Here is a 699-nt window from a genome sequence, read left to right as displayed (position 1 = left end):
GCCAGCCAAGATCGAAGTGGTTCCGCTCAACGTGATGGTCGCAACCTCAACCGTCTTTCCGTTCTGAACCTGGTAAATATCAATCTCGCTGCCACTGACAACTACCGGACTCAACGCTGAATAAGTCGTGGTCGGCGTAATCGACGCCAGCGCAATCGACTTCAGCGTTACTGTTGCATCATCCGCGCCCGCATGGAACGTCAGGTTTGCACCCGAGGCATCAGGATTAATCTGCGTGCCAGAGCCATCCGGCGCCAAAGCACTCTCATAGACCAACTCGGACGCCGTCGGCGTCGATGTCGTCGGGCCATCACCAAGACCCAGCGTGATCGTCAGCGTCGCTGTCCTGGTCGTGCCGTCCGCATCCGTGATCGTATAGGTGAACACGTCCTGCGGCGGAGTTTGTTCATTTATAGCGACGTTGTTGTTCGCCTGATAGCTGTAGCTGCCGTCCGAATTCAGCGTCAGCGCGCCATATTCGCCCGTAACATGATAAGCCGTCAAAGATCCGCTCGGTTGACCCGTATAATCGCTGCTGGAAGTACCAGAATTATCAGCGACAGCACCCGTCACATGTATCGGAGAATCCGCACCCGTCTTGTCGTTGGAAAGAACACCCGATGTCGTCGTGCTCGGTACTGACAGCAAGCCGCCATCAGAAACCGAATTTATGTCATTAACAGCAACAGGAGCATCGTC

General features: G+C 55.1%; 1 protein-coding gene. It reads right to left on the bottom strand.

Annotation, left to right across the window (positions count from 1 at the left end; all coding sequences use genetic code 11):
• The coding region (locus AC0N03_RS16750; RefSeq protein WP_474290050.1) for a VCBS domain-containing protein at window positions 1–699 on the bottom strand (699 nt) is incomplete at both ends.

The organism is Methylocystis sp. sgz306128 (genome assembly GCF_056032725.1).
Note: the sequence above shows the minus strand (reverse complement) of the source record. Positions and strands in the feature narration are given on the sequence as shown.